Here is a 20,172-nt window from a genome sequence, read left to right on the forward strand (position 1 = left end):
GCGCAGGGCGTGGACTAGCAGCAGAGTGTTAAGGCGATGTTATGCGCTGATACTCTGTTCGCTTCTAGGCCGTCGCCACTTTCTTCTTGCCCCGTCGTCGGCCGATGATGAGGCCCGCAAGACCGATGACCAGCAATGCAAGCGGTGCCGGCTCGGGCACTTCGGTCGACGGCCGCAATACGAGGCGCGCATTGATATCCCAGTGCGGTGTGTAACGGCCGCTCGGGGTCAGAAAGTTAAGCCAGGCCGACAGACCGAACTCACTATTCATATCGTTTGCACCCGGGCCGAACTGCACCACGGTGTAGCCAGCGAATGGATCGTCCTCGTTGATCCGAAATGGCGTGCTGAACCCGTCATAATCAAAGGTACCGCTCGCGCCGGTGAAAAAATCCTGCACAGCGGGGTTATAAGCCCCGCCGCCGTCTTTGTAGGTGGCCGGTGGGTCGAAATCCTCCAGCGAATCGATCAATCCCGAGAATGTGAGTTCAAGCTGGGTAGGCCGACCAAGATTGTTGAGCATGGTCGCCGAAAGTGTGCCGGTTCCCGCATCGGTATCGAGCACGAAGGTCGCACCGGGCTGGAAGGACCATGTCTGGTCTGCAAAGCTGCGGTTGGTCCACAGTCCGTGAGTCCCTTGATTGCTGTGATTGAAGACGTCGTACGTTAGTATCTCGGCATATGCCGTCTGGCTCGTCGCGATCCCCCAAAATGCGATTATTGCTGCCAGTAGGTGCTTTGTCATTGAACAGACTCCCTAATGAGCGAGTCCATTAATAAATTGTAAACGTTAAATTTTTGTTGAGCGATATGGTAAACACGTAATAATTTCGTTTACCATCAACATGTTCCAGATCGGTACGGTAAATCTCCCGGATTCCGTAACGTCAGCTAAGGGGCGTGACAGTGCCTTGGCCGACGTTGATCAACACGCGCACCGAGGCATCGCGCACCTGATAATCGGCGGGGCTCGTATTGCTCGCCGGGATCGTCAGGCTCAGGCCGCGGGTCGGATCATAGGTGGCGTGACTCGCGTCCACATCGATCATCGAAAAACCCCAGTTTACGAAACAATGGCGTCCGATCGGGCCGGCCGATCCATCGCCGTCCGGCATCAACAGGATGACGCCTTCGGGGAAAAAGGCCGGTTCATCGGTATTGATGTGGAGCAGCAAAACGCTGCCCTGATAAAAACTGCGAATGCCTTCGCCATTCTGCCCGACCGACAGGGCAAAGAAGCTGGATGACCAGTGATCATCGCATGGCACGAACCCCCGGGTCTGTGCTTGGGCGGACGTTGCCAGCGTTGTCGTCGCAAGGGCGAGCGCTGCGAGAATGGCCAAACTTGTTTTCTTCATCGTCTAAGTCCTTGGATAGCTGTTCCCGCATATTTAGGCTTCACAAGCGGCTATGCTGTGATCCGGATCATAGGCTAGGATGATCGCGAAATGTTTTTCGCGAGCCATGACAGGAGCAGCCATGCCGATCGACGCCACCCAGCCTTATGATCCTGAGAATATCTTCGCCAAGATCCTGCGCGGGGAAATCCCAAATGAGACGGTCTATGAAGATGATGCCGTTCTCGCCTTCAAAGATATCAATCCCCAGGCTCCAATCCATGTACTTGTCATCCCCAAGGGCGAATATGTGAGCTGGGACGATTTCAGCACCAATGCGTCTGACGCGGAGGTTGGCCACTTCGTACGGACCGTCGGCAAGATCGCCCGCGATCTCGATCTGGTAGAGCCCGGCTATCGACTATTGGCCAATATTGGCGGGAACGGCCATCAGGAAGTTCCCCATCTCCATGTGCACCTGTTTGGCGGCAGACCGCTCGGCCCTATGCTTGCGCGCGGCTAGGCGCTAGGTATCGCGCAACAAAAGAATAGGGGAGAGTATCGATGGCGGGAGCAACGCATCAGACGAGCGAGGGCTGGTCCTCGCGATGGGCCTTTGTCCTGGCAGCGGTTGGCGCTGCCGTTGGTCTGGGTAATGTCTGGCGTTTTCCGACGCTTGCCGGCGAAAATGGCGGTGGGGCGTTCGTGCTCTTCTACATCGGCTGTGTCGTCCTGATCGGGCTTCCACTGGTGCTTTCCGAGATCTTGGTTGGCCGCGCTGGACGCAGCGATGCCATTGGCAGCGTGCGCAATGTTGCGGCGGAATCGGGCCGCAGCGGCGCTTGGGCCACCTTGGGCTGGATCGAAGTGCTCTGTGCCTTCCTGATCCTCAGCTTTTACAGCGTCGTGGCTGGTTGGGTGATCTATTATGCCGGTGTGATGGGCCGGGATTTGCTCAGCGCTATCGGCTCCGGCGCGCCTTTTGCCGGTGCTCTTCAGGGCGAGACAACCGAAACCATTTCCCAGCGAATGGGCGATCTCTTCACCGATATTCCTCTGCTGATTGCCATGCATACGGTATTTATGGGCATCACCTTCGCGGTTGTTGCCCGGGGTGTGCATGACGGGATCGAGAAAGCGGCGACCTATCTGATGCCAGCCTTTTTCGTGCTGCTCATCGGTATCACCATCTATGGTGCGTTTCTTGGCAATTTCAGCGAGGCCGTGGCGTTTCTCTTCACCCCGGATTTCTCCAAGCTGACAGCGCCGGTGATGAACACGGCGCTCGGCCAGGCCCTCTTTTCGATGAGTCTCGGTTCAGCCGCCCTGATGACCTATGGTGCCTATGTCTCCCGGGAGACAAAGCTTGCGCCAACTGCAGGCATGATCGCCTTTGCCGATACTGGCGTCGCAATCATTGCCGGTCTGATGATTTTCCCGATTGTGTTTGCCGTGGGTCTTGATCCTGCCGCAGGGCCAACCCTCGTATTCCAGTCGCTGCCTGTTGCATTCCAGCAGATGCCGGCTGGGTCGATCGTAGGGTTCTTGTTCTTCGTGCTGATCTTCTTTGCTGCGCTCACCAGTTCAATTTCGCTACTGGAAGCACCGACCAGCTGGGGGATCAACGAGCGCGGATGGTCGCGCCCGAAATCAGCCTTCATCTTCAGCTTCTCGGCCTTTGTCGTCGGCATATTCTGTCTGTTGTCGCTCAATGTGTTGAGCGATGTCCGGTTGCTCGGCTTCTGGTCGATTTTCGCGGAGACCAATATCTTCGATACGATCGATGGCTTTACCGGCAAGGTAATGTTGCCCGTGGCCGCGCTGCTGACGTCGATATTTGTCGGCTGGCGCGCAGACCGCAAGCTGGTCGAAAATGAAACCGGCCTGGAAGGCGGCATGTTCGTCGTCTGGCGTTTCCTTGTCGCCTGGCTTGCCCCGATTGGAGTGGCGCTGATCCTGGTCTTCGGCCTCTTCCCGGGCTTGCTGGGAAGCTAGGCCTGCCGATCCTGGCGCGATGTCTGCTTAGCCGAGGCGTGCCTTGATCAAGGCTTTCATGTCATGCTCGGGCCGTGGTCCATAATGCTGGATCACTTCGGCCGCGCACACAGCGCCCATGACGAGGCTATCCTGAATTGACCGACCTTCGGTCTGGCCGACGAGGAAACCGGCGGCAAACTGGTCACCGGCGCCGGTGGCATCGACAATCTGGTCGATCGGCTCGGCGGCGACACTGGTACGTTCGCCATCTTGGACGGCAATTGCGCCCTTCTCGCTGCGTGTAACAACAAGCAGCGGCGTCTTGGCAGCAGTTGCGGCGACCGCGGCGTCGAAATCGTCCGTCTCGTGAAGTGATTTGATCTCGTCTTCATTGGCGAACAGGATATCGATCCGTCCCTCTTCAATCAGACGCAGGAAATCGCCGCGATGGCGATCAACGCAAAAGCCGTCTGACAGGGTGAAGGCAACGCGGCGGCCGGCATTATGGGCAATATCAATTGCCTTCTCCATCGCGACACGCGGATCTTCCGGATCCCAGAGATAGCCTTCCAGATAGAGGATCGCAGCGCTTTCGATCAGATCGCTGTCGAGGTCTGAAACGTGCAGATGTTGTGCGGCGCCGAGAAATGTATTCATCGTCCGCTCGCCATCCGGCGTCACCAGGATGAGGCAGCGCGCCGTAGCCGGATCGCCATCACGCATCGGCGTATCGAATTTTACGCCCAGCGCTGTGATGTCGTGCTTGAATACCTTGCCCAGCTCATCATCGGCCACCTGGCCGATAAAGCCGGTCGAGCCGCCCAGCGCACCGATACCAGCCACGGTATTGGCAGCCGATCCACCGCTCGCTTCAACGCCCGGACCCATCTTGGCGTAGAGCGCTTCGGCGTCTTCGGTCGTGAAGAGCAGCTGCATCGCGCCTTTTTCCAAGCCTTCCGACGCAATGAAATTTTCGTCGGCCTGGGCGATGACATCGACAATCGCATTGCCGATGGCAATGATATCGAGAGTGGGTTCGGACATGGATGAGCTCCGGGGTATTGGAGGGTAAGAAAGTTGCGCAGGCCCTAGCCGTGCGCCGCCCATGGCGCAACCGGATCATTGACGCCGTGGCGGTGTCGACGCATCACACTGTTCATGTTCCGCGCACTTTTCCTCTCGCTTGGCCAGCTGGGTGATCCGGCATTTCTCAAGGTACTCGCCAAATCGCTGGCGCTGACGATCCTGCTGTTCGTGATTGCAGGCTTTGGCGTCTATTGGCTGCTGATCTGGCTGTTCGACTGGTTTGGTTGGGGCGAGAGTGGCGGCCTGGCCGCTGCAGCGAGCGCCGCGATCATTGCCGCGCTCAGCTTTTGGCTGATGTTCCGCGCGGTCGCGATGGGTGTGATCAGCATCTTCACCGACGAGATTGTCGACGCGGTAGAACGCAAACATTATCCGAAAAAGGCCGAGGTCGCGCAGCCAGCTGGCTATACAGATCAGATTCGTGTCGGACTGGCATCGGCCGGTAGGGCGATCGGCTGGAACCTCCTAGCCGTGCCTCTTTATCTGGTCCTGCTCGTCACCGGGGTCGGCACGATCCTCTTGTTTATTGCCATCAATACGATCCTCCTCGCGCGCGATCTCGGCGAGCTGATTGCCATTCGCCATGTCCCCAAGGAGCAATGGGGCGACTGGCGGAGGGAGACGCGCGGCAAACGGATGCAAATCGGGCTTGTCGCGGCGGGGCTTTTCGTGATTCCTGTCGTTAATCTGCTCGCGCCGATCCTCAGCGCAGCCATGGCAGCGCATATGCTGCACGGCGGAATGCAGACGGGGGGTGAAAAAGCCGATGCGTAAACTCGTTGCGATATCAGGAGCTCTGGCAGTCGCTGGCTGCGCGGGAACCATTCCCGAGCCGGTTGCAGTGCCGAGCCAGCCGATGACAAACACGGTGGGGCTCGAACGCGTGCTCGGCCGCAATGCGTCTCAGCTCACTCGAATGTTTGGCGATGCTGTGCAGGATTTCCGAGAAAATGGCTCGCGCAAATTGCAATTCAGCGGCGAGGCCTGTGTCCTCGATACCTATCTCTACCCAGAGAGCAGCGGCCGCGAGCCGGTGGTCACCTATGTCGACGCGCGCAACGGCGCTGGCGAGAATGTGGACAGGGCGGCCTGTGTCGAGGCGCTGGCGCGGCGCTAAGCAAGCCGCTCTATCGCCCATTCCGCTGCGTCGCGGACAGTTTCATCGGGATCGTCGAGCAACGCCTTAACCGGCTCAACCAGCGCGCTATCGCCGCTATTCCCCGCCGCAATCAGGCAGTTGCGCGTCATTCGGTTACGCCCGATTCGCTTGATCGGTGATCCGGCAAAGATTGTACGGAACTCGGCGTCATCAAGCGCGAGAAGATCGGCGAGCTTGGGTGCGGCGAGTTCGGCTCGCGCGCTAAATAGCCGGTTGGCGCGGGCTTGCTCTGCAAACTTGTTCCAGGGGCACACGGCGAGGCAATCGTCGCAGCCATAGATACGATTGCCCATCGCCTCGCGAAACTCTTCGGGGATGGGGCCTTTATGTTCGATGGTGAGGTAGGAAATGCAGCGCCGCGCATCGAGGCGATAGGGTGCGGGAAAGGCATCGGTCGGGCAGGCGGTCTGGCAGCGTGTGCAGGAACCGCAATGATCTTCGCCCGGCGGATCGGCTTCCAGATCAAGCGTCGTGTAGATCGCACCGAGGAAGAGCCAGTTGCCCTGTTCGCGATTGAGCAGGTTAGTATGCTTGCCCTGCCAACCAATCCCGGCGGCAGCGGACAGCGGCTTTTCCATCACCGGCGCGGTATCGACGAACACTTTGACATCGGCCTTGGCATCGTCGCGCTCGGCTTCCGCGACCAGCCATCTGGCAAGACGCTTGAGCGCCTTTTTGACGACATCATGATAATCCTTGCCCTGCGCATAGACGGATATGCGGCCGATATCCGTTTCGCTTTCAAGCCGCAGCGGATCTTCTTTGGGCGCATAGCTCATGCCGAGCATGATGAGAGACCGCACTTCGGGCCATAGCGCTTTGGGCCGTTCGCGGTGATGCGCGCGGCTCATCATCCATTCCATCTCCCCATGCGCGCCCGAAGCCAGCCAATCGCGCAATCGCTCGGCGGTTTCCGGCGCCGCGTCGGCGGGCGCAATGCCGCAGGCGGCAAAGCCTTCGGCCCGGGCCTGTGCCTTGAGGCGGGCGGTGAGACTGGTCACGGTCATCGCTTCCCTTCTACCGTCATGCCGCCCAAATGCGATCCCCAGACTAATGAGAGCGCGGCAGATCAGGCTTGCGCAAGCCAATTGAGGCTATTCTCTTAACCATCAGGGCGCTAAGGCCCGGGTCATGGCTACAGAACTTGCCCTTACTGCCACCGCGCTCGTCAAGGATTTCGGATCGAAACGCGCGGTCGATGGCGTGGACATTCAAGTGCCAAAAGGCAGCATCTACGGCATTCTTGGGCCAAATGGCGCAGGCAAGACGACCACATTGCGGATGCTGCTCGGGATTATCGATCCCGATAGCGGGTCGCGCGAACTATTGGGCACCCGGCATCCGCGCAGCGCGAGCCATCGGATCGGCTATCTTCCCGAAGAGCGCGGCCTCTATCCCAGCATGAAGGCCCGCGAAGCCATTGCGTTCATGGGCGCGCTGCGTGGGCTCCCATGGGCCGAAGGCCGCGCGCGGGCAGCTGTCTTGCTGAAGGAAGCGGGCCTCGGCCATGCCACCAATGACAAGATCAAAAAGCTCTCCAAGGGCATGGCGCAGTTCGTCCAGCTCTTGGGGTCGATTGTTCACAAGCCTGAATTGATCGTCCTCGACGAACCCTTTTCGGGATTGGACCCGGTTAATCAGGAGCGGCTCGAAGCATTGATCCTGGCCGAGCGGGATCGCGGCGCAACGATCCTCTTTTCGACCCATATCATGGGCCATGCGGAACGGCTCTGCGATCGTCTGGCGATCATTGCAGGCGGTCGCTTGCGCTATGAAGGCAGCGTTGCCGAAGCGCGCGCGACCATGCCGATCCAGGCGCATTATACGCCGCGCGACAAGGATGCCTCGCTGGGCGATCTACTCCCGCCCGAAGCCGTGCGGGATAATGGCGGCTATGTGTTCGACGTACCCGATAGCGGTATGGAGGCGTTGCTCGCGCGGTTGCTTGAAAGCGGATACGGGATCGCCGGCCTCTCGCTCGAACGGCCAAGCCTGCATGACGTGTTCGTGAAACTCGTCGGCGAGAAAACGGTCGAGCAGATGGAAGCCGAAGCCGAAGCGGAGGCCGCCCTATGATGACGCATTTCCGCCAGGCTGCTGTTATTGCACGGCGCGATTTCATCGCGACTGTCGCGACACCGGCATTTTTGATGTTCCTGCTGGCCCCTCTCTTCATGCTGGTCTTCGCCGTTGTCGGTGGCACCGGCGCGCGGATGATCGCGGATAGCGGTGAGGATGCCCAGCGCCTCGTCGTCATTGCCGACGCGGAATATAGCACGCGGCTTGAACATGCCGATATACGGTTGCGAACGGCCTTTCCGGGGCCTGTGGCACCGCCTGCGCTGGTGATGCGTGATCCCGGAGAAGGTGCGCTCGAAGACCAGGCCCGCGCGCTGTTCGCTGAAAGCGATATTGATGTATCTGCGGTCCTGTTCGGGATTCCCGACAACCCTCACATTCTCACCGGGCCCGGGAGCGAGCGCGGCGCCAACTATCTGGCCGTATTGGCTGACACTGCAATGCGCGACGCCCGTGGCGGGCTATCTCCCGGCGAACTTGTCGTGGAGGTCGAACGCGAATCCTTTGTCCGCACCAGCGCGACGATCGGTGGACAGCAATCGCTTGGCCTGTCTGCGCTCTTCCTGCTGTTCTTGCTAACGCTCTTATTGGCCGGCCAGACGGTGAGCGTCTTGGCGGAGGAAAAGGGGAATAAGGTAATCGAGATACTCGCCGCTGCCGTACCGCTTGAAGCGGTGTTCCTCGGAAAATTGGTCGGACTGTTCGGCGTGGCACTCTTGTTCATTGCCTTTTGGGGGGGGCTTGCGCTGCTGGCCATTGCCAGCCTGCCCGATACCGATGCCGCGCTTGCCCTGCTCGATCCGGCGATCGGGTTTGTTCCCTTCATCGCGCTCGGCGTGATTTATTTCGCGATGGGTTATCTGCTGCTCGGCGCTGTCTTCCTTGCCGTCGGCGGGCAAGCCAATTCGATGCGCGAGATTCAGATGCTGTCGCTCCCGATCACTTTTTTCCAGATGGCGATGTTCGGACTGGCATCCGCAGCTGCGGCCAATCCCGGCAGCCAGCTGGCATTGATCGCCGAATTATTTCCGTTCAGCTCACCTTTTGCGATGGTTGCCAAGGGCGCATCCGACCCGGCTGTCTGGCCGCATTTCGCGGCGATTGCCTGGCAGCTACTCTGGGTGACGATCACTATTGCGATTGGCGCCCGCTGGTTCCGCAAGGGCGTGCTCAAATCCGGGCCATCCTTTTTCCGGCGGCTCGGGCAAAAGTTGCGCGGTAAAACGGCTTAGCCTGTCATAGCGTCAGTCAATCGCTGGACCGCGCCAATTGCTTAACGCGTGCTATTGACATCCGTGTCAATTGTGCCAGTCTCAATTTGCTACTTATCGTGCGCGACGTATAACAGGCACGAAACAGTTATTGGGCCGCATCCGCCGCACCCCTCTGCGCAGACCCGGCCCGTCAAGGAGAGTGATATGGCAAGCCAGCCCGACGAACGTGAAATGACGGCCGAAGAGAAATATCGTGCAGAATTTGCGCGTGAATGGCGCGATGGGATTGATCGCTCGTCGCTCGAAAAGCCGCTGGCAACTGCCGATACGCCGCTCGGTGAAATCGATGTCAGCCGTCCTGAGCTCTATGCACTTGATCGCTGGGAACCGGTTTTCGAAAAGCTGCGCAAGGAAGATCCGATCCATTGGTGCGAAGATAGCGTCTTTGGCGGCTTCTGGTCACTGACCACCTACAAGCCGATCGTCCATGTCGAAGCGCTTCCGGAAGTATTCAGTTCGGATTGGCGCAATGGCGGCTTCACGATCCTCGATTCGACGGATGACGAAGAAATTGCCCTGCCGATGTTTATCGGCATGGACCGTCCCGAACATACTGCGCAGCGTCGCACCGTCTCACCGGCCTTTACGCCGAGCGAGATCACCCGGCTCGAAGTAGATGTGCGCCAGCGGACGGAAGAGCTGCTCGATTCCCTGCCACGCGGTGAAGAATTTGACTGGGTCGACAAGGTTTCGATCGAGCTGACGACCGGCATGCTCGCAATCCTGTTCGGCTTCCCCTGGGAAGATCGCCGCAAGCTGACCGAATGGTCTGACTGGATGGGCGATGTGGTCGCCGCGATGGATCCTGAACTGGGCCCGATCCGGATGCAGAAGATGTGGGAAGCGGCAGCCTATTTCCAGGAGCTGTGGAAACAGCGCAAGGCAAGCGAGCCGGCCCCTGATCTGCTTTCGATGATGGCGCATTCCGATGCGCTGGGCGACATGAGCGATCGCAACTTCCTCGGCAACATCACGCTACTGATTGTCGGCGGCAACGATACAACCCGCAATACGATGTCAGCCTATGCCTATGCACTGAACCAGTTCCCGGACGAAGCGCGCAAGCTGGAAGAAAATCCCGAGCTCGCCGCTAGTGCTGGCCAGGAGCTGATCCGCTGGCAGACTCCGCTTGCCCATATGCGGCGCACGGCGATGGAAGATACCGAACTATTCGGCAAGCAGATCAAGAAGGGCGACAAGCTCGTCATGTGGTATCTGTCGGCCAATCGTGATGAAGAAGTCTTCGAAGACGCCAATGAGATCCGGTTCGATCGCGAAAATGCGCGTCGCCAACTCGCCTTTGGCTATGGCATTCATCGCTGCGTCGGTGCCCGGCTTGCCGAGCTGCAGATCCGCGTGCTGATCGAAGAGATGGCGAAGCGGCGGTTGCGGCCTGAGATCACTGGCGAGATTGAGCGCGTGAATTCGAACTTCGTCCATGGTTTCAAGACGATGCCGGTAACGCTGTCCGAATATTAAAGGACATGCATCCCGCACCGATGTTTGACTCCTGAGGCCTGACAGCGGACACTCCGCGGGGGGAGAGGGAGAGAGCAATGGCGACGGCAGCAAAGCCGGATAGCGAGACAGTCGAAACAGTCGTCGTTGACGCATCGCATCCGTGGGATGTGAGCGGCCCGGAAATCTATGCCGAGGATCGCTGGCAGCCGGTCTTTGCAGAAATGCGCGAAAAGGCGCCCATCAACAAAGTCACCGGCTCTGCCTTTGGCGACTATTGGAATATCGCCAGCCACAAACCAATCCAGCATGTCGAAGCGCTGCCGGACATCTATTCCTCGGATTCCAAATATGGCGGGATCACCCTCTACGGAAATTCCGATACGTTGCCGGAGAATCTGCAGCGCGAAACACCGAGCTTCATCGCCATGGACCGGCCCGAACATACGGCGCAGCGCCGGACGGTAGCGCCTGCCTTTACGCCGACCGAGATGGAACGGCTATCGACCGAGATCCGCCAACGCACCGGACAACTGCTCGATGGACTACCGCGCGGCACAGCTTTTGACTGGGTCGATACCGTCTCGATCGAATTGACCACCGGCATGCTCGCCATCCTGTTCGACTTTCCCTGGAAGGACCGACGCAAGCTCACCGAATGGTCCGACTGGATCAGCGATATCGACTATCTCGACAATGTCGATCGCGCCTATGAGCGCCGCGAGCATCTGCGCGCTATGGCCAGCTATTTCTCCGATCTCTGGGATCAGCGGCTCGGCCAGGACGAGGCACCTGATCTTCTCTCGCGCATGATCCATAGCGAGGCGATGGCCGAGATGGATCGCTACACCTTTATCGGCAATCTCACCCTGTTGATTGTTGGCGGCAACGATACGACGCGCAATTCCATGTCCGGCTATGTCTATGGTCTTGACCAGTATCCGGACGAGCGGCAGCGGCTGGAACAGAATCCCGATTTCATTCCCAGCGCCGTGCAGGAAATCATTCGCTGGCAGACTCCGCTTGCGCATATGCGCCGAACCGCAACCGAAGATCATGAGCTGTTCGGCCATACGATCGAAAAGGGCGATGCAGTCGTGCTTTGGTATTTGTCGGCCAATCGCGACGAGACGGTATTCGAGCGGCCCGACGATATCATTGTCGACCGCGACAACGGCCGACGCCATCTGGCGTTCGGCTATGGCATTCACCGCTGCGTGGGAGCACGGCTCGCGGAGCTGCAGCTCAAGATATTGTTCGAAGAGATGGCTGCCCGCCGATTGCGCGCCAATGTGGTGAGCGAACCCGATCGGGTCACGTCCTGCTTCGTGCATGGCTACCGGTCGATGCAGGTGGAGCTGAGCGAATATTAGAGACAAGGACAGCGGACATAACCGCTGCATAGGGAGAGTAGAGAGATGGCGAGCGCAGCGATTGATGAGAATGAAGCACAGGAAACTGTCACGGTGGAGGCACCGCATCCCTGGGATGTGAGCGTGCCCGATATCTATGTCGAGGATCGCTGGCAGCCCATCTTCAAGGAAATGCGCGAGACCGCACCGATCAACAAGGTCACGGGATCGGCCTTTGGCGACTATTGGAATATCGCCACCCACAAGCCGATCCAGCATGTCGAGGCACTGCCGGAAATCTATTCCTCGGATGTCAAAAATGGCGGCATCACGGTGGTCGACGAAGAGGCGTTGGGGATTGCGGAGGATGAGAATTTCACGCTGCCCATGTTCATCGCCATGGATCGCCCGAAACATACCGAGCAACGGCGTACCGTCGCGCCCGCCTTCACGCCGACGGAGATGCAGCGGATGGAAGCCGATATCCGTCGCCGCACCGTCGAGACGCTCGACGCGTTGCCGCGCGGCGAAGCATTTGACTGGGTTGATAGGGTGGCGATTGAACTGACCACCCAGATGCTGGCCATCCTGTTCGACTTCCCCTGGGAAGATCGCCGCAAGCTGACCTTCTGGTCCGACTGGGCCGGTGATGTCGAGAAGAGCCTGACCCCGGAAAGCCGTGAACAGCGGATGATGCATCTCCAGGAAATGGCAGTCTATTTCAAGGAGCTATGGACTGATCGGTTGAACAAGCCCGAGGCGCCGGACCTGCTGTCGCGCATGATCCATTCCGATGCGATGCGCGAGATGGATGAGCTCGAATTCATGGGCAATCTGGTGCTGCTGATTGTCGGCGGCAACGATACGACGCGCAACACCATGTCGGGCTATGCCTATGGACTGGCTCAGTTCCCGGACGAGCGCAAACGGCTTGAGGACAATCCCGATTTCATCCCGACAGCAGTGCAGGAAATCATCCGCTGGCAGACCCCGCTCGCCCATATGCGGCGCACAGCGACCGAAGATCATGATCTGTTCGGCCATAATATCGCTGCCGGCGACAAGGTGCTGCTCTGGTATCTTTCCGCCAATCGCGACGAGACGGTATTCGAACGGCCCGACGATATCATCGTCGATCGCGAAAATGCACGGCGACAGCTCGCCTTTGGTTATGGCATTCATCGCTGCGTTGGCGCGCGGCTTGCCGAGCTCCAGGTCCGTATCCTGCTTGAGGAAATGGCGAAGCGGCGGCTGCGGGTAAATCTTCTGGCCGAGCCCGAGCGGGTCTCAGCCTGTTTCGTCCATGGCTATCGGACGATGCAAACTGAATTGAGCGAATATTAGTATAGCGAGCAACAGATTAGGGCGGTGAGGCCGCCCACAAGGAGGAACAGGAAATGGCCACAGCGGCAAAACCCGAAGCACCGGTTGAAACCGTCGTCACCGATGTCAGCGAAAACGCGCACCCCTGGGATGTGAGCGTTGCGGCCATTTATGTCGAAGATCGTTGGCAGCCGATTTTCAAGGAGATGCGCGAGAAAGCGCCGATCAACAAGGTCGTCGGTTCCGCCTATGGCGATTATTGGAACGTCACCACCTATAAGGAAATCCAGCATATCGAAGCGCTGCCGGATCTCTATTCCTCCGCCAAGGGGATCACGATCGTCACCGATCCCGAAGAACTGCCCGAGGATCTCAATATCCAACTACCGATGTTCATCGCAATGGATCGGCCTGAGCATACCGAACAACGCCGCGTCATCGCACCGGCTTTTACGCCGAGCGAAATGGAACGGATGACCGAGGAAGTGCGGCAACGCACTGCTGAGCTGCTTGATACATTGCCCGTCGGTGAGCGCTTTGACTGGGTCGATACCGTATCGATCGAATTGACCACGCAGATGCTGGCGATCCTGTTCGACTTCCCTTGGGAAGATCGTCGCAAGCTGACTGAATGGTCGGACTGGATGGGTGATATCGAAAACAGCCTGACCGAGGAAAGCCGGCGCGAACAGCTTGAGCATATCTTCGAAGCCGGCGCTTATTTCCAAAGACTCTGGGACGAGCGGCTCGAAAAGGGTGAAGCTCCTGATCTGATCTCGCGCATGATCAATAGCGATATGCGCAATATGGATCAGTTCACCTATATGGGGAATTTGATGCTGCTGATCGTTGGCGGCAATGATACGACGCGCAACTCCATGTCGGCCTATGCCTATGGCATGGAGCAGTTTCCTGAGGAGCGCGAAAAGCTCGAGCAGAATCCGGAGCTGATCCCGGCTGCCGTGCAGGAAATTGTCCGCTGGCAGACACCGCTCGCCCATATGCGGCGCACCGCGACTGAAGATCATGAGATGTTTGGTCACAAGGTGAAGGAAGGGGATGCAATCATCCTCTGGTATCTTTCGGGCAATCGCGACGAAAATTTCTTCGATCGCCCGAATGATATCTGGCTCGAACGGCCCAAGCCCGGGCGCCATCTTTCATTTGGCTATGGCATTCACCGCTGCGTTGGCGCGCGGCTTGCAGAGTTGCAGCTGCGCCTGTTGCTCGAAGAGATGGCCAAGCGCCGCTTGCGGGTGAATGTGATTGGCGAGCCCAAGCGCGTGCCGGCCTGTTTCGTCCATGGCTATACGAAGATGGAAGTTGAGCTCAGCACCTATTGAGCTCGCGACCGGCGAGGAGGCGGAGTTCGTCCCTGCGATGAGGCAGATCTCGCATGAAACGCGCAATCCGGATAATCGGTATTGGGGCGGCCCTGCTGGCCGCGCTGCTCGAGGATGCGGGCCATGCGCTGCTCCCCGAACAACCCGACGCCATCGCCGAAGCGGTACTCGGTTTTCTAGATTCTATCGAATGACGCGATAGACTTCGGTTTCGCCAATGCCCTTGAGGGTCATCATTTCCGGCGGCCCATAATCGACCTCATGCACCGTCTGGTGATAGGTCGCGGCCGATACGGCGATGCCATTGTGATCAGCTGTCCCCTCGATCCGGCTGGCAATGTTCATCGTGTCGCCCCAATAATCATAGGCGAGCCGGTTGCTGCCCACGACGCCACCGACCACCGGGCCAGTATGGATGCCGACGCGTAATTTGACGTCTGCACCTTCGGCCTCGGTAATCTCCTCGAGCCGCTCGATCAGCGCGTGACCGAAGGCGATCGCCGCGAGCGCATCGCCCGCCTCAGACGATGTGCCGCCGGATACCGCAAGATAGGCATCGCCGATCGTCTTCACTTTTTCGATACCGTGCGCATCTGCACATTCGTCGGCGATCAAGAAGAAGCGATTGAGTTGCTTCACCAATTCGCTGGCGGGCATGGTTTTCGCCAGCGTTGAAAAACCGACCACATCGACAAAGATCACCGACACATTGTTGAAAGAATCGGCGACCGTCTCGCCGCTCTTGATCCGCGCAGCGACATGTTCGGGCAGGACGTTATAGAGCAGCTCCTCTGACCGCTGCTTCTCCGCATCGAGCTCGCGATTGGCGGTAAAGGTTTTCCGGGCGCGGCGATCAATGTCCCAGTTCACATATGTCGCGAAGACAAAGAAGGTCGAAAAATTGGTGAAGGTGTAGACTTTGGAGATCAGCGATCGATCGGCCTGCAAAAGGAACAGCACATAGAGGATCAGCAATCCTGCCGCCCAAAACAGGAAGAGCCGCGTATTCGCGACAAAGCCGATGCTCGCAAACACCACCAATATGCCCATATTCACGATCGCCATGCCAAAGCGGGAAATGCCGGTGATCGCTGCCTGGGCCGCGAGCGCCTCGATCAGCATGATCATCGCGACGGTCAGTCCGACGAACAGGACAAGGTCGATCCAGGGTTTTTCGATATAGAAACGCGTTCGCGTCAGCAGGAGGAAGCTCGCGAGGATCGCCATGAACAGTGCAGCCGCGATGTTGTACGCGACTACGCCTTCGCTCGGAAAATAGAGCGGATTGAGGGTCAGATAGGATATAAAAGTCGCAATGCCGATCAACAGCAGCGCCCGGCTCGCCGGGATGCGCGCAGTGCGCTCGCTCTCGACATAGTGCCGTTCGATTCTGCTATCCGCAAAATTGTTGAACAATGCCATCGGTGCCCCTCCCGAACATGGACGGGAGAGATATGCCATCAAATGCGGACTGGCGCCACGATGGCGAACTTCAGCCTTGGTAGAGTGCCTGTGCGGCGGTGGTGAGCGCGGTCATCGCATTGCGCCAAGGGCCCGGGCCATAGCTGATCCGGGCGACACCGAGTTCGGCCAATCGGTCACCTTCAGGCATCGCATCGAACATCATCACATTAACTGGCAAGGGACTTGCTTCGCACAATGCGGCGATCTGTGTTTCGTCGGTGAGGCCAGGAGCGAAAAAGCCGCTGGCACCGGCATCTGCATAGGCTTTGGCGCGGGTCACAGCTTCATCGAAGCGCGCCTCTTCCTCTACCGTCGATACGCCTGCCGTTAGCCACATATCGGTGCGCGCGTTGATGAAGAAGTCGACTCCGGCTTTTTCTGCGGCATCCCGAATGGCCATGATCCGCGCAACCTGCAGATCGAGCGGATGCAGCCCTTTGCCACCGATCACCTGGTCTTCGAAGTTGATGCCGATCGCGCCGGTCTCGATCATCGCCTGGGCATGGACACCGACCAAAACGGGCTCGGCCGAATAGGCGCCCTCAAAATCCACTGTCAGCGGCAGGTCGATCGCTTCGACAATCCGTTCGGCATTGGTCAGTGCCTGTTGCAGGGGCAGGGACTCTGCGTCCGTATAGCCGCGGGCACCAGCCACCGACGCGCTGCCCGTTGCCAACGCTTTGGCTCCTGCCTCGGCCACAGCCCGGGCGCTACCGGCATCCCAGATGTTGAACAATACCAGCGGGTCTCCGGCAACATGCAGGGCATGAAAGGCGCGGGCCCGGTCTTGCTGGTCGGTCATATAAATGTCTCCCCGCCGCGCCTTTTAGCGGATCGAATGGCAAGCGTCCCCCCGAAAGTTGCGGTGAAGAGACAGGGCGATTGCACAATGCGGCTTAGCTCGTTCCGGTCAGCTCGGTGATCAGCATGTCGATCATTTGTGATCCCGTATCGGCGGTGAGCGCAATACGGTCGAAATTAACCGGCAGCGCGATGCTGCCATGCAGGCCAGCCCAGATCAGCTGGGCCATCTGCTCAACCGAACCGGACTGGATGCGCCCGCTATTCTGGCCGTCCAGAAGCGCTTGCTTGATCAGCGCGACAAAGACGACACTGTCCATCTCAGCTGGGTCAGGGGTCGGCAGCTGGCTCGGCCGTACAAACATGAAGGCGTTGCGATAGAGTTCGGGATTGTCCGTCGCCACAGCGAGATAGGCAGCCATCAGCGCACGCAGCCGCTCTACCGGATCACCATGGGCCTCCGCGATGCTTTGCAGCTCTGCGTTGATATGATCGAGCGGTTCGAGCCAGAGCGACTGCATCAGCGTCTGCAGGTCACCGAAATAGGCGTAGATTGTGCCGACCGACACGCCTGCCGATACGGCAATTGCGCGTGCCGAAATGCCGGATATCCCCTTGTCGCGATAGATCGCCTTGGCGGCGCTGCGGATCTTCTGGCGAACTTCTTCGCGTTGGCTCTCGGTTGCAGGACGGCGGGGCATCGATATTTCCTACGCGGCGAGGTTGCGTTTGGTAAGGCCCATCCGTCCCTGAAGCACATTGAGCGGTGTATCGATCTCATCTTCCCATTTGACGAAATTGATATTCTTCGCCGCCCGGCCAAAGGCCCAGCCGTCGACAAAGGCATCCATTGCTTCGGGAATAAAGTCTGGCCGCAAGAACGCCATATGCGCGGTGGTCACGGCAACTCGGAAGGCGTGATAGGGGAAGCGCAGCTGCGCGAGATAAAAGGCAGCCAGTGCCAGTTCGCCATAGATGGTGGCCTCATAACCGGTCAGTACATGCTGGAAATCATGGATCTGGAATCCGCGAACCATCATATAGCTGAGCGCATCGGGCAGCCGCTCCAGCTTGCCGGAGGCATGCAGCTCTTCATTGAACTGGCGATAGTTGCGCGCCAGATTTTTCTCGAGATTATTGTCGACGATGAATGCGCGATAGGCATGGCCGAGCGTACCTGTCGCACATTCGGCGAGCCTATCCAGCGACAATGGCTCAGCAATGAAGCGCTCTTCGAGGAAGTCCTTCGATTCGGGGATCTTGTGCAGCTCGTCCAGATAGGCCTGGACTGCGCCTTCTGGCGCTTCTTCCCACCAGTCGTGAAACAGGAAATACACGCCATATTCCAACGGCGTATCAACGGACTGGAGGAATTTTTCGGCGAAAGCGCGATCAACGGTCGGGGCAGTCATAACGGGTCTCCAGATGCATGCGTTGATTATCGCTTAGCACGGATCACCCAAATAATGAACACGTTCATTTAATTATTTGGAGTGCCACTCCTAGTGCACAAAACGCGCCACGACATCGCGATAGCTGCGGCTCACCTTCACCTGGGCACCCGATTCCAGCACGAGGAAACATTCGCCATTGGTGTGCGGTTTCACCTGGCGCACTTGGTCCAGGTTAACGATCGTGGAACGGTGGACACGCTGGAAAGTGCGTGGGTCGAGGCGCTTTTCCAGATCCTTCATCGTCTCACGCAGGATCAGCGTATTGTCGCCGGTATAGATGCACATATAATCGCCGGCGGCATCGATTCGTTCGATGCTCTCGACATCGACGCGGAAGATTTGCCCGCGATCCTTGACGTTGATCAGCTTCTCATAGCGGCTCGCGGCGGGCGCTTCGCCTTCGGCGGCAAGATCTTCAGCGGCATCAGGTGCCACTTCCGACAGTACTTCCTTGAGCCGCGTAATTTCTTCGCTGTTGTTCTTCTCGGCCAGCCGTTCGCGAACCCTGGCCAGCGTGTCGGCAAGCCGATCATCTTCCACCGGCTTCATCAGATAGTCGACGGCCTGGGCTTCGAACGCACGGATTGCATGATCGGAATAGGCAGTAACGAAGACGAATAGCGGTGGCTCGATATCCATCAGGCCCTGGACGACCGAAAATCCGTCAAAGCCCGGCATCTGGATGTCGAGGAACACAAGATCCGGTTTGTGCGTCTTGACCGAGCGGATCGCTTCGCGGCCATTGGTGCAGGTATCGACGATTTCGATATCGTCATGCGGCTCTAGACGCAGCTGCAGGCCCTGGATGGCGAGCGGTTCGTCGTCGACGATAATAGCGCGGATGGTCATGCGGCTTCCTTTGCCTCTTCGAACTGGAGCGGGATATCGATTTCAACGCAGAAACCGCCCTCATCGTTCGCTTTGATTTCAAATCTTTGTTCTTCACCAAAAGCCTGGACCAGACGGTCCCGGATATTGGCCAGCCCCACACCCGTTGAAGAGTGGCGTGTCACGGCCCCCTCTTGCAAGCCCGGTCCGGTGTCGGACACGGTGATCTGCACGCGATTTCCGACCTGTTGCGCTGAAATCTTGATTTCGGCGCCCTCTTCCTGCGGCGTCACGGCATATTTGATCGCATTCTCGACCAGCGGCTGAAGCAGCAATGACGGCAGCCTTGCCCGGGTCACACGCGGATCGATATCGAAACTGGGCCGTAACCGATCTTCGAACCGCATTCTCTCTATTTCGAGATAGAGCTTCAAAGTTTCAACCTCCTGCGCCAGCGGGACGCGCGCGGTTGGCTCATTCGCCAAGGTATAGCGGAGGAAGGAGGAGAGGCGCGACAGCATCGCATTGGCACGCTCGGTTTGCTTCAGCAGCACCAGGGTCGATATGGAATTCAAGGTGTTGAACAGGAAATGCGGATTAAGCTGATAGCGCAGCATCGCCAGATGGGCGTTGGAGCTTTGGGTTTCGAGCCGCAGCAGCTGATCATTCTGTTCTTCGATCAAGATGTAGAAATTAATCCCGTAATAGAGCCCCGCCCAGGCCACCAGCAGCGTGAAATCAAGCAGGATGGCGCCGAAAAACTGCAATCCTGACGGCATTTCACCGCCGCGATAGAAAGCCGTGAAGGCCCAAACCTCGATAAAAGAGAATATCGCCGAGGCAATCAGCACCACGGTCACCGAACCGCCCCAGGTCACCCGCGGCGTGCGATCGATAAGCTGGCGGAAGATCACCGCCATGATCAACGTGAGGCAATAGCCGGTCGCCGTCGCAATCGCTGTCGGCAAAATAAAGAGCGGGCCCATATTGTTGGCGATCCCACCCAGCGAGCGCAGGATAAAATAGCCTGACCAGCCAACCGACTGGAGCACCCAAAAGGCTCGGTTTTTGTCCACAAAGAACGGTTTTTTGGTCAGGTCTTCAAGCGCCATTGGGGCCTTCTAGTCGATTTCAGATGGGGCGGGAAGCAATTGCGGGTTTCGACTGCCCGTGCACCGGGGGCAAATCATCGTGTGAAATGTCACTCTACTGTCACATAGATGTCGCATTAGGCGCT

21 protein-coding genes are annotated in these 20,172 nt (G+C 58.4%); 11 read left to right on the top strand and 10 right to left on the bottom strand.

Annotation, left to right across the window (positions count from 1 at the left end; all coding sequences use genetic code 11):
• Positions 1–64: 64 nt before the first annotated feature.
• Both HFP51_RS13525 and HFP51_RS13530 read right to left on the bottom strand, forming a co-directional pair.
• Positions 65–745: a PEP-CTERM sorting domain-containing protein gene (locus HFP51_RS13525; protein WP_176876237.1), complete on the bottom strand. Its 681-nt coding sequence runs from the start codon at positions 743–745 to the stop codon at positions 65–67.
• A gap of 142 nt (positions 746–887) precedes the next feature.
• Positions 888–1,358, bottom strand: a complete 471-nt coding sequence (locus HFP51_RS13530) for a hypothetical protein (protein ID WP_176876238.1) — start codon at positions 1,356–1,358, stop codon at positions 888–890.
• Between the two features lie 121 nt (positions 1,359–1,479).
• Between HFP51_RS13530 and HFP51_RS13535 the strand changes: the two genes are divergently transcribed.
• The gene (locus tag HFP51_RS13535) at positions 1,480–1,860 is read left to right on the top strand and encodes a histidine triad nucleotide-binding protein (protein ID WP_176876239.1); all 381 of its coding nucleotides are present in this window, start codon (positions 1,480–1,482) and stop codon (positions 1,858–1,860) included.
• A 41-nt stretch (positions 1,861–1,901) separates the two neighbouring features.
• The gene (locus HFP51_RS13540; RefSeq protein WP_176876240.1) at positions 1,902–3,332 is read left to right on the top strand and encodes a sodium-dependent transporter; all 1,431 of its coding nucleotides are present in this window, start codon (positions 1,902–1,904) and stop codon (positions 3,330–3,332) included.
• A gap of 27 nt (positions 3,333–3,359) precedes the next feature.
• On the opposite strand, the gene HFP51_RS13545 is transcribed toward HFP51_RS13540, so the two are convergent.
• Positions 3,360–4,358, bottom strand: coding sequence for an adenosine kinase (locus tag HFP51_RS13545; protein ID WP_176876241.1), 999 nt, complete (start codon positions 4,356–4,358; stop codon positions 3,360–3,362).
• Between the two features lie 114 nt (positions 4,359–4,472).
• Here HFP51_RS13545 and HFP51_RS13550 point away from each other — a divergent pair, with 114 nt between their 5' ends.
• Positions 4,473–5,174: an EI24 domain-containing protein gene (locus HFP51_RS13550; protein WP_176876242.1), complete on the top strand. Its 702-nt coding sequence runs from the start codon at positions 4,473–4,475 to the stop codon at positions 5,172–5,174.
• Positions 5,167–5,517 carry a hypothetical protein gene (locus HFP51_RS13555; protein WP_176876243.1) on the top strand — a complete coding sequence of 117 codons (351 nt, stop codon included), beginning with the start codon at positions 5,167–5,169 and terminating at the stop codon, positions 5,515–5,517. The genes HFP51_RS13550 and HFP51_RS13555 overlap by 8 nt, the downstream gene beginning before the upstream one ends.
• Here the strand turns inward: HFP51_RS13555 and queG are convergent.
• Positions 5,514–6,566 carry a tRNA epoxyqueuosine(34) reductase QueG gene (gene queG / locus HFP51_RS13560; RefSeq protein ID WP_176876244.1) on the bottom strand — a complete coding sequence of 351 codons (1,053 nt, stop codon included), beginning with the start codon at positions 6,564–6,566 and terminating at the stop codon, positions 5,514–5,516. The two genes, HFP51_RS13555 and queG, sit on opposite strands and share 4 nt — an antisense overlap.
• Positions 6,567–6,690: 124 nt before the next feature.
• Here queG and HFP51_RS13565 point away from each other — a divergent pair, with 124 nt between their 5' ends.
• The 7 genes from HFP51_RS13565 to HFP51_RS13595 all read left to right on the top strand — a co-directional run bounded on the left by HFP51_RS13565 (position 6,691) and on the right by HFP51_RS13595 (position 14,582).
• On the top strand, positions 6,691–7,635 hold the full coding sequence (locus HFP51_RS13565) for an ABC transporter ATP-binding protein (protein ID WP_176876245.1): 945 nt from the start codon (positions 6,691–6,693) through the stop codon (positions 7,633–7,635).
• Positions 7,632–8,870: an ABC transporter permease gene (locus HFP51_RS13570; protein ID WP_370462920.1), complete on the top strand. Its 1,239-nt coding sequence runs from the start codon at positions 7,632–7,634 to the stop codon at positions 8,868–8,870. The genes HFP51_RS13565 and HFP51_RS13570 overlap by 4 nt, the downstream gene beginning before the upstream one ends.
• A gap of 186 nt (positions 8,871–9,056) precedes the next feature.
• Entirely contained in the window at positions 9,057–10,391 is a 1,335-nt protein-coding gene (locus tag HFP51_RS13575) for a cytochrome P450 (RefSeq protein ID WP_255454680.1), read from the top strand.
• A gap of 77 nt (positions 10,392–10,468) precedes the next feature.
• A complete protein-coding gene (locus tag HFP51_RS13580) occupies positions 10,469–11,743 on the top strand; it encodes a cytochrome P450 (protein ID WP_176876246.1) in 1,275 nt (424 codons plus the stop codon).
• Positions 11,744–11,788: 45 nt separating this feature from the next.
• Complete coding sequence (locus HFP51_RS13585; protein ID WP_176876247.1) at positions 11,789–13,066, top strand: cytochrome P450; 1,278 nt, start codon at positions 11,789–11,791, stop codon at positions 13,064–13,066.
• A 53-nt stretch (positions 13,067–13,119) separates the two neighbouring features.
• Positions 13,120–14,388, top strand: a complete 1,269-nt coding sequence (locus tag HFP51_RS13590; RefSeq protein WP_176876248.1) for a cytochrome P450 — start codon at positions 13,120–13,122, stop codon at positions 14,386–14,388.
• A 53-nt stretch (positions 14,389–14,441) separates the two neighbouring features.
• Positions 14,442–14,582 (top strand): hypothetical protein, encoded by a 141-nt coding sequence (locus HFP51_RS13595; RefSeq protein ID WP_176876249.1) that lies wholly within the window; start codon positions 14,442–14,444, stop codon positions 14,580–14,582.
• Here HFP51_RS13595 and HFP51_RS13600 read toward each other — a convergent pair.
• The 6 genes from HFP51_RS13600 to HFP51_RS13625 form a co-directional block, all read right to left on the bottom strand.
• The gene (locus tag HFP51_RS13600) at positions 14,572–15,810 is read right to left on the bottom strand and encodes an adenylate/guanylate cyclase domain-containing protein (protein ID WP_176876250.1); all 1,239 of its coding nucleotides are present in this window, start codon (positions 15,808–15,810) and stop codon (positions 14,572–14,574) included. The two genes, HFP51_RS13595 and HFP51_RS13600, sit on opposite strands and share 11 nt — an antisense overlap.
• Before the next feature lie 70 nt (positions 15,811–15,880).
• Positions 15,881–16,654 carry an isocitrate lyase/phosphoenolpyruvate mutase family protein gene (locus tag HFP51_RS13605; RefSeq protein WP_176876251.1) on the bottom strand — a complete coding sequence of 258 codons (774 nt, stop codon included), beginning with the start codon at positions 16,652–16,654 and terminating at the stop codon, positions 15,881–15,883.
• A 94-nt stretch (positions 16,655–16,748) separates the two neighbouring features.
• Complete coding sequence (locus tag HFP51_RS13610; protein ID WP_176876252.1) at positions 16,749–17,354, bottom strand: TetR/AcrR family transcriptional regulator; 606 nt, start codon at positions 17,352–17,354, stop codon at positions 16,749–16,751.
• Between the two features lie 9 nt (positions 17,355–17,363).
• Positions 17,364–18,065, bottom strand: a complete 702-nt coding sequence (locus HFP51_RS13615) for a Coq4 family protein (RefSeq protein WP_176876253.1) — start codon at positions 18,063–18,065, stop codon at positions 17,364–17,366.
• 90 nt (positions 18,066–18,155) lie between these two features.
• On the bottom strand, positions 18,156–18,956 hold the full coding sequence (locus HFP51_RS13620; protein ID WP_176876254.1) for a LytTR family DNA-binding domain-containing protein: 801 nt from the start codon (positions 18,954–18,956) through the stop codon (positions 18,156–18,158).
• Positions 18,953–20,047, bottom strand: a complete 1,095-nt coding sequence (locus tag HFP51_RS13625) for a sensor histidine kinase (protein WP_176876255.1) — start codon at positions 20,045–20,047, stop codon at positions 18,953–18,955. The genes HFP51_RS13620 and HFP51_RS13625 overlap by 4 nt, the downstream gene beginning before the upstream one ends.
• Positions 20,048–20,172 lie beyond the last annotated feature (125 nt).

It is taken from the genome of Parasphingopyxis sp. CP4 (genome assembly GCF_013378055.1).
Classification (GTDB): domain Bacteria; phylum Pseudomonadota; class Alphaproteobacteria; order Sphingomonadales; family Sphingomonadaceae; genus Parasphingopyxis.

Excerpts from the sequence above, each read along its gene's own strand:
- HFP51_RS13525 (WP_176876237.1), bottom strand. The coding sequence starts at position 745 with ATGACAAAGCACCTACTGGCAGCAATAATCGCATTTTGGGGGATCGCG.
- HFP51_RS13530 (WP_176876238.1), bottom strand. The coding sequence starts at position 1,358 with ATGAAGAAAACAAGTTTGGCCATTCTCGCAGCGCTCGCCCTTGCGACG.
- HFP51_RS13535 (WP_176876239.1), top strand. The coding sequence starts at position 1,480 with ATGCCGATCGACGCCACCCAGCCTTATGATCCTGAGAATATCTTCGCC.
- HFP51_RS13540 (WP_176876240.1), top strand. The coding sequence starts at position 1,902 with ATGGCGGGAGCAACGCATCAGACGAGCGAGGGCTGGTCCTCGCGATGG.
- HFP51_RS13545 (WP_176876241.1), bottom strand. The coding sequence starts at position 4,358 with ATGTCCGAACCCACTCTCGATATCATTGCCATCGGCAATGCGATTGTC.
- HFP51_RS13550 (WP_176876242.1), top strand. The coding sequence starts at position 4,473 with ATGTTCCGCGCACTTTTCCTCTCGCTTGGCCAGCTGGGTGATCCGGCA.
- HFP51_RS13555 (WP_176876243.1), top strand. The coding sequence starts at position 5,167 with ATGCGTAAACTCGTTGCGATATCAGGAGCTCTGGCAGTCGCTGGCTGC.
- queG (WP_176876244.1), bottom strand. The coding sequence starts at position 6,566 with ATGACCGTGACCAGTCTCACCGCCCGCCTCAAGGCACAGGCCCGGGCC.
- HFP51_RS13565 (WP_176876245.1), top strand. The coding sequence starts at position 6,691 with ATGGCTACAGAACTTGCCCTTACTGCCACCGCGCTCGTCAAGGATTTC.
- HFP51_RS13570 (WP_370462920.1), top strand. The coding sequence starts at position 7,632 with ATGATGACGCATTTCCGCCAGGCTGCTGTTATTGCACGGCGCGATTTC.
- HFP51_RS13575 (WP_255454680.1), top strand. The coding sequence starts at position 9,057 with ATGGCAAGCCAGCCCGACGAACGTGAAATGACGGCCGAAGAGAAATAT.
- HFP51_RS13580 (WP_176876246.1), top strand. The coding sequence starts at position 10,469 with ATGGCGACGGCAGCAAAGCCGGATAGCGAGACAGTCGAAACAGTCGTC.
- HFP51_RS13585 (WP_176876247.1), top strand. The coding sequence starts at position 11,789 with ATGGCGAGCGCAGCGATTGATGAGAATGAAGCACAGGAAACTGTCACG.
- HFP51_RS13590 (WP_176876248.1), top strand. The coding sequence starts at position 13,120 with ATGGCCACAGCGGCAAAACCCGAAGCACCGGTTGAAACCGTCGTCACC.
- HFP51_RS13595 (WP_176876249.1), top strand. The coding sequence starts at position 14,442 with ATGAAACGCGCAATCCGGATAATCGGTATTGGGGCGGCCCTGCTGGCC.
- HFP51_RS13600 (WP_176876250.1), bottom strand. The coding sequence starts at position 15,810 with ATGGCATTGTTCAACAATTTTGCGGATAGCAGAATCGAACGGCACTAT.
- HFP51_RS13605 (WP_176876251.1), bottom strand. The coding sequence starts at position 16,654 with ATGACCGACCAGCAAGACCGGGCCCGCGCCTTTCATGCCCTGCATGTT.
- HFP51_RS13610 (WP_176876252.1), bottom strand. The coding sequence starts at position 17,354 with ATGCCCCGCCGTCCTGCAACCGAGAGCCAACGCGAAGAAGTTCGCCAG.
- HFP51_RS13615 (WP_176876253.1), bottom strand. The coding sequence starts at position 18,065 with ATGACTGCCCCGACCGTTGATCGCGCTTTCGCCGAAAAATTCCTCCAG.
- HFP51_RS13620 (WP_176876254.1), bottom strand. The coding sequence starts at position 18,956 with ATGACCATCCGCGCTATTATCGTCGACGACGAACCGCTCGCCATCCAG.
- HFP51_RS13625 (WP_176876255.1), bottom strand. The coding sequence starts at position 20,047 with ATGGCGCTTGAAGACCTGACCAAAAAACCGTTCTTTGTGGACAAAAAC.